The sequence below is a fragment of the Ostreibacterium oceani genome (assembly GCF_009362845.1).
Classification (GTDB): Bacteria; Pseudomonadota; Gammaproteobacteria; order Cardiobacteriales; family Ostreibacteriaceae; genus Ostreibacterium; species Ostreibacterium oceani.
The window spans coordinates 1-5,645 of sequence record NZ_WHNW01000018.1; the positions used below are offsets into that span (position 1 = coordinate 1).

General features: G+C 42.9%; 5 protein-coding genes. 2 read left to right on the plus strand and 3 right to left on the minus strand.

Annotated features, from left to right (window positions below):
* Positions 1 to 217 precede the first annotated feature (217 nt).
* Together GCU85_RS09760 and speA are read right to left on the minus strand one after the other, a co-directional pair.
* Positions 218 to 1,426, minus strand: coding sequence for a saccharopine dehydrogenase family protein (locus tag GCU85_RS09760; protein ID WP_152810996.1), 1,209 nt, complete (start codon positions 1,424 to 1,426; stop codon positions 218 to 220).
* 26 nt (positions 1,427 to 1,452) lie between these two features.
* Positions 1,453 to 3,381: a biosynthetic arginine decarboxylase gene (speA, locus tag GCU85_RS09765; protein ID WP_152810997.1), complete on the minus strand. Its 1,929-nt coding sequence runs from the start codon at positions 3,379 to 3,381 to the stop codon at positions 1,453 to 1,455.
* A gap of 403 nt (positions 3,382 to 3,784) precedes the next feature.
* On the opposite strand from speA, the gene GCU85_RS09770 reads away from it, so the two are divergent.
* Positions 3,785 to 4,210 (plus strand): DUF6746 family protein, encoded by a 426-nt coding sequence (locus tag GCU85_RS09770; protein ID WP_218110669.1) that lies wholly within the window; start codon positions 3,785 to 3,787, stop codon positions 4,208 to 4,210.
* 95 nt (positions 4,211 to 4,305) lie between these two features.
* Here GCU85_RS09770 and GCU85_RS09775 read toward each other — a convergent pair whose 3' ends face one another.
* Complete coding sequence (locus GCU85_RS09775) at positions 4,306 to 4,614, minus strand: acyltransferase family protein (RefSeq protein WP_152810998.1); 309 nt, start codon at positions 4,612 to 4,614, stop codon at positions 4,306 to 4,308.
* A gap of 58 nt (positions 4,615 to 4,672) precedes the next feature.
* On the opposite strand from GCU85_RS09775, the gene GCU85_RS09780 reads away from it, so the two are divergent.
* The gene (locus tag GCU85_RS09780; protein WP_152810999.1) at positions 4,673 to 5,617 is read left to right on the plus strand and encodes an IS30 family transposase; all 945 of its coding nucleotides are present in this window, start codon (positions 4,673 to 4,675) and stop codon (positions 5,615 to 5,617) included.
* Positions 5,618 to 5,645: the final 28 nt, after the last annotated feature.

The following is a 5,645-nucleotide window of genomic DNA, read 5'->3' on the forward strand; positions in this document are numbered from 1 at the left end:
TATCGTTCATAGTCTGTAAGGTGTGTATATGAGTAATTCATAATCTGGATTCTCCTTTGTAAAAGTAAGCAAGTGCAACGATACACATCTTACTTTTTTATGCAACATCTATATCGTTGCACTTACAAATGGAATTCAGGCGTAAAAAATCCCCGCATTGGCGAGGATTTTTGCTAAGGATTTTTAGGTGAGGCACGATTAATTAAGCGCAGCGCAATTAATTCAGCGCAAAGTCCTTAAGTTCAATGACTTTCCAAGGCAGGCCGTATTGATTCATGTCGGCCATAAATGGGTCTGGGTTTAATTGCTCCATATTCCATACGCCAGGTTGTTTCCAGTGGCCTTGCAGCATCATTTTTGCGCCAATCATTGCAGGTACGCCTGTGGTATAGGAAATGGCTTGTGATTTTACTTCTGCGTAACACGCTTCATGATCGCAGATGTTGTAAAGATAATAGGTTTTCTTTTCGCCATCTTTAATGCCTGTGACGACGCAGCCGATACAGGTTTTGCCCTTAGTGCGTGGACCAAGACTTGCTGGGTCAGGTAATAACTGCGCAAGAAATTGAATGGGCACAATTTTTTGGCCTTTATAGTCAACCGGTTCAATGCCTGTCATGCCAACATTGCCCAATACTTCGAGGTGTTTCAGATAATTGTCTGAAAAGCTCATCCAAAATTGGGCGCGTTTAAGGCTTGGGTAATGCTTTGCTAATGACTCAAGTTCTTCGTGGTATAAACGGTAAATGGTAAAGTCACCGATTTCTTCTGGGCAAGTAAACGCGGCTTTTGTTGACATGGCCGGGGTGGTGACAAATTGACCGTTTTCAAAGTGGCGGCAATCGGCGGTCACTTCGCGGATATTTATTTCGGGATTAAAATTGGTGGCAAATGGATAGCCATGATCACCGCCATTGACATCAATAATATCGAGTGTTTCGATTTCGTCGAAATAATGCTTGGCTAAATAGGCGGTAAAGACATTGGTTGCCCCTGGATCAAAACCTGACCCTAATAAAGCCGTCAGTCCCGCTTTTTTAAATTTATCTTGATATGCCCATTGCCATTTGTATTCAAATTTGGCGGTATCAAGTGGTTCGTAATTGGCGGTGTCAAGATAATCAACGCCGGCTTCAAGACAGGCATCCATAATACTTAAATCTTGATAAGGTAGGGCAACATTGATCACCAATTTAGGTTGCTCTTGCTTTAATAGTGCGGTCAGTTCGGCAACATTATCGGCATCGACTGCGGCTGTTTTAATGTCGCGGTTAAGGCTGGATTTAATGTCTGCGGCAATGGCATCACATTTTGATTTCGTGCGCGAGGCCAGTACGATGTCACTGAACACGTCCACTAACTGTGCGCATTTATGCGCGACAACATTGCCGACACCGCCGGCTCCAATAATCACAACTTTAGACATATTAACCTCTTAACCTTGTTTGTATATTAGCGTTCAAAATAAGTGTAACCTTGTAAGCTTTGGCGGAAAGCGCCCAGTATACTTTTGCGAATTTTAGGGGTGATTTTACCTTTTTGTACGGCATTTTCACAGATTTTTCTGAGTTGTTCTAGCATAATAGCGGGTGTGTATTCGACATAACTCAGCACATCAGCGATGCTGTCGCCCTCGAACTCACGGCGAAATTCAAAGCTATCTTCGCCATTAATATGGACGCTAACGACATTGGTATCACCAAATAAATTATGCAAATCGCCCAGGGTTTCTTGGTAAGCACCGACTAAAAACACACCCAAATAGTACTCTTCGTCTTGGCGTAGCGCATGCAGTGGAATGGTTTCGTGGTACTCGTTGTTTAAAATAAAACGATCAATGCGGCCATCGCAGTCGCAGGTTAAATCCGCGATAATGGCCTCTGTGCTAGGAAACTCATCCAGTCGGTGAATTGGCATAATAGGAAAGACTTGGTCGATTGCCCACACATCGGGTAATGATTGAAACAGGCTGAAATTGCCGTAATAAATGCTCGCAATTGTTTTGGGAATGTCTTCTAAGGCTTGTGGGATTCGCGATAGTTTGGGCATCAGCAAGCGGATTTGATTTAAAATGGCGAGTGTCATTTCTTCGGCCATGGCGCGTTCACGCAAACTGGCTTGTCCGCGCTGGAATAGTTGGCGTACTTCATCACGATAATAAATGGCATCGTTAAAAGTCTCTTGGACATTGTGGAGGCTCAGCTGTTGATGCGCCTCAAACAAGTTAACCAGTGCTTCAGGCCATTCGTCGTCAATAGCGGCAGGTAGGTGATACGCCTGTTTACTGCGTACACTGAGGATATTAAATAACAGCATGGACGAATACGCCACGGTTGAACGCCCTGATTCTGACACGATATGCGGGTGCTCAATGCCGAGTGGGTCTAGCGTTTCGATGACGGTTTCAATGACATTGGTACAGTATTCGCTGATGCCATAATTCATGCTATGCGAGGTGTTGCTTTGGCTGCCATCATAGTCAACGGCAAGGCCGCCGCCAATATCGAGGTAACCCATGGGTGCGCCTTCGGCGATTAGCCCTGCGTAGTATTGGCAGGTTTCTTGGATACCAATCCTGACATTACGGATATTGGGGATTTGTGAGCCTAAGTGGCAGTGCAGCAGCTGTAGGCAATCAAGCTTATCCGCCGCTTTTAAAATCTCTACCGCACGCAAAATGCCCGCCGTAGATACGCCAAAAATGGAGCCGTCACCGCTGTCACCACTCCAATGTCCATCGACAGTGGTCGCCAAGCGAACACGAATGCCAATCAATGGATCAACGCCAAGTTTGTTGCTTTGTGCTAGGATGGTTTCTAGTTCTTCGCTAGACTCAATGACGAAAAAGCAGTTGTAGCCCATCGCAATGGCGTATAGTCCCAGCTCGATGAATTCTTCGTCTTTGTAGCCATTGCAAATGATTAAGCTATCAAAATCATTTAATTGCGACAAAGCAATCAAGAGTTCGGCTTTGCTGCCTGCCTCTAGTCCGTGCTTGTAGCGTTTGCCAAAACTCGCAATTTCCTCAATAACATGGTATTGCTGGTTGACTTTGATAGGGAAAACGCCACGATAAAATCCGCGATAGTCAACCCGTTGCATCGCGTCGGCGAAGCTATCATTAATCAGGCGAATACGTTCGTCGAGTAGATTCTCAATCCGCAAAACACAAGGCATATCAAGCCCGCGTGACTTCATTCCCTCGACAATATCCGTGATAGCCACGGTGATGGGTTTTTCATTAACAGTAACATTAATGCAGGCATTGCCTTGGTCGTTTATGGAGAAATAACCTGCACCCCACGCACTAGGGCCATATAGTTGGACGCTGTCAGCAACAGTCCAATTATTGTCATTTTTTTCAGAAAGCCATTGTGTCAATTCTCAAGTCCTCACTTAACAAATCACGATAAAATTGTCTGCCAATGGTAAGGCGTTTTGCCTGAAAATCAAAGCCCATTTTTGTTCAAACGTGTAAGAATTGTCAATTGATAAATAAATGACCAATTTTTTTGTGGTTTAAAAAATGGACTATTAATACAAATTATTTATTTTGTTATAAAAATTCATTTATTGGTACTGTTTTTTGAATGGCGGTCTATTGGTGCTTTATTGGTGGCTTAAAAGAGATGGCGAAATTTTTTGACAAACTAATTGACATTTGTCGCGACAAAGTTATCATTTGTTGCAAATGATAATCGTTATCATTTATGACGTAGTTAATATTAACCCATTACTTAACCCATTATAGGAGACGTTTATTATGACAAATAGCGCATATCAAATGAAAAAAAATTCAGTGAAAAAAAATCTAATGAAAAAAAATTTGGTTGTTGTTTTATTCGCGGGCGTTGTTGCGCTATGCATGCCAGCAGCCTATGCAAGCGAGGAAAAAGCACGTGTCGATCATTTCCAAGCGGTAGAATCAGAGACGCTTGCCCAAGCAGTTGAGAATTTATCAACGTATAACCAAAAATTGGCGACACTTTTGCAAAAAGACGAAATAACACCGCAAGAAATGCACAGTATCCATAAATTGACCTACACATTAGAAGAAGCGTTACAAAAAATGCAAACTGAGATTGCCTCGCTGGCAGTGACGTTAGAAGAAGTCCATTTAGGGTCAGAGCGTGTAGATGTTGTGCGTGTTAAAGATAATGGCAAACAGTATCTTGAGGGTAGCCAGCCGTTGACTAAAGCCGCTGACTAACAATATTGTTTTTTTGCGTCTTGGGCTCTATTTGCAAGTGCCGTAATAAAATGTTGCATAAAAAACAAGATACGTATCGCTGCACTTTTATTTCTTTATGCTGGTAGTTGTTTATTTTTTGCTGGATTGAATACGGTGTAATGTAAGACTAACGTTGCGATTATGATGGCGGCAAAGACGCAGATAATATTAGGCGGGACACCTTCTGTATCGTAAAACTGTTTGAGGCTACGCAATACAGGGATATGAATTAAATACAAGCTATAACTGCATTTGCCTATAAACTGTAATCCAGAAAAAGTCGCTATTGACTCGGCGATAGGGTGGCGAGAAACTTGAACAACAAAGAAAATAATAATGCTTCCTGAATTCCATTTGTAAGTGCAACGATATAGATGTTGCATAAAAAAGTAAGATGTGTATCGTTGCACTTGCTTACTTTTACAAAGGAGAATCCAGATTATGAATTACTCATATACACACCTTACAGACTATGAACGATACCACATATTTATTTTACGCAAAAGCAAAATTTCATTGTCTGAAATTGCGCGTAAGCTTGGTCGAGATAAATCCACGATTAGCCGAGAGATTCAGCGCAATACGGGCAAGCGTGGCTACCGACCAAAACAAGCAAATCATTTAGCTCAAGGTCGTAAACGCAAAGGCAATCAACAAATCACCGACTTTGGCTTTGCCTACATAAGCTATCTGATTGAAAACGATTGGTCACCAGAACAAATCCATGGGCGCCTTAAACTGATGGGCTGGATTGATGTGCCGAGTATTGAGCGTATCTATCTGTTTATCTATGCCGATAAAGCAAATGGTGGCAAGCTTTATCAGCATCTTCGCTGTCAAAAACAACGTCGCAAGCGCTACGGCTCAGGTCAACAAAGACGCGGACAAATTGTTGATCGGCGTGATATTGATGAGCGTCCTGCGGTTGTTGATAAGCGCAGTCGCTTCGGTGACTTCGAAGGCGACACCATTGTCGGCAAACAACACAAAGGGGCGCTGCTAACCTTAGTCGAGCGTAAGACCCGATTGTGTATCATCAGACCTCATCAAAATCGCCGTGCATCAACCATTGCCAGTAGCAGCATCGAAGCACTTAGGCCATTCAAAGCACGTACCGTCACGTATGATAACGGCAAAGAGTTTGCCAATCACAAAGACATCGCAAATGCTTTGCATATCGATGTTTACTTTGCCAAACCGTATGCGTCATGGCAACGAGGAAGCAATGAAAACATGAATGGTTTGATTCGTCAATATCTACCTAAATCGCAACGGCTTGACACAGTGACGCTTGAGCAAACACAATTTATCGAACACAGATTAAACAACCGACCCCGAAAAGTACTAGACTACCAAACACCACTTGAGGTATTATCTAGATGTTAGACCGTTGCACTTGCAAATGGAATCCGCC

Bases quoted from the DNA above. Each gene is read 5' to 3' on its own strand.
- GCU85_RS09780 (WP_152810999.1), top strand. From the start codon at position 4,673: ATGAATTACTCATATACACACCTTACAGACTATGAACGATACCACATA.
- GCU85_RS09760 (WP_152810996.1), bottom strand. From the start codon at position 1,426: ATGTCTAAAGTTGTGATTATTGGAGCCGGCGGTGTCGGCAATGTTGTC.
- GCU85_RS09770 (WP_218110669.1), top strand. From the start codon at position 3,785: ATGAAAAAAAATTCAGTGAAAAAAAATCTAATGAAAAAAAATTTGGTT.
- GCU85_RS09775 (WP_152810998.1), bottom strand. From the start codon at position 4,614: ATGCAACATCTATATCGTTGCACTTACAAATGGAATTCAGGAAGCATT.